This is a genomic window from Novacetimonas hansenii JCM 7643 (assembly GCF_000964405.1).
GTDB lineage: Bacteria > Pseudomonadota > Alphaproteobacteria > Acetobacterales > Acetobacteraceae > Novacetimonas > Novacetimonas hansenii.
Genome location: NZ_BANE01000264.1, coordinates 1 through 746, shown reverse-complemented (window position 1 = coordinate 746; position 746 = coordinate 1). Strand labels below are relative to the sequence as shown.

Below are 746 nucleotides of genomic sequence, written 5' to 3'. Positions count from 1 at the left end.
GGTGCGGGCGGGGCCACGGTGGGGGCCGGCGGCGGCGGCGGCGGCGCGTTGTTGAACGCGTAGCGGACACCGACGATGAACTGGTGGTTGAAGCGATGGTCGAAGCTTGCGTGACCGTCACCCGCCGTGAAGTTGCCCATGGTGAAGGACTGCGGCTGACCGATCATGCGGTATTCGGTGGTCATCTGCAGGCCCGGGACGCCGGGGATGTCATAGGCCGCACCGACGATACCCTGGTAGGCGAAGCCGCCCTTGGTGCCGCTCATGCTGCGTGCGCCGCCGGGGTTGTTGCCGCCGATGGTGGCGTCATGCACGCCCTGCCACAGATAGCCCGCGCCGACACCGACGAACGGCGTGACGGGGACGTCGATGCTGAACAGACGCTTCAGGTCGATGTCATACAGCACGTTGACGAAACCGCCATAAGAGCGGTCGGAGCCCTTGTCGCCACGGCTCTTGCTGTAGATTTCGGACCAGTTGTAATCGCCCTCGACCTCGGCGCGCAGGCCGTTACCGAAGCCCCAGCCAACCGCGCCGAAGCCGGTCCAGCCGTGACGGTGCCCGACCTTTTCACGGCCCGGTTCCGTGCCGCCATCAGTATCGGCAAAGTGGCCGTGCTGGGTCTGGGTGAGGTTGTAGCCACCCCCGATATCAACATACGGACCGGTGATCGTCGTGGCCATCGAAGCCGCCGGAGCAGCAGCCATCAGGGTCGTTGCCAGTAACGCCGTGCGAAGACGCATATT

Annotated in this window: 1 protein-coding gene; it reads right to left on the bottom strand. The window is 65.4% G+C overall.

Annotation, left to right across the window (positions count from 1 at the left end):
- Positions 1-743 (bottom strand): outer membrane protein (locus B7G66_RS14335; RefSeq protein WP_048859319.1); only part of this gene is annotated, 743 nt, incomplete at its 3' end.
- Positions 744-746 lie beyond the last annotated feature (3 nt).